This window comes from Bradyrhizobium sp. Kon10, assembly GCF_055807395.1.
The window spans coordinates 1-259 of the sequence record NZ_JBVVOZ010000272.1 but is presented as its reverse complement, the minus strand read 5'-3'; the positions used below and the strand labels follow the sequence as shown (position 1 = coordinate 259).

Below are 259 nucleotides of genomic sequence, written 5' to 3'. Positions count from 1 at the left end.
CAGTTTCGAGCCCGGCGCGCGTACCCATTGGCATACGCATCCGCTGGGCCAGACGCTCTATGTCATATCAGGCGCCGGCCTCGCGCAAAGCTGGGGCGAGCCGGTACAGGCGATCAGGGCCGGCGACGTCATTTCGTTCGCGCCTGATGAAAAGCACTGGCATGGCGCCGGCCCGAAATCGGCGATGGCGCATATCGCCATGCAGGAGGCGCTCGACGGCGTCCATGCCGACTGGCTGGAGACGGTGACAGACGAGCAG

1 protein-coding gene is annotated in these 259 nt (G+C 65.6%); it reads left to right on the top strand.

The window, feature by feature from the left end; all coding sequences use genetic code 11:
• Positions 1-259: cupin domain-containing protein (locus AC0L2O_RS36995; protein ID WP_473373233.1), on the top strand; the 259-nt coding region annotated here is incomplete at both ends.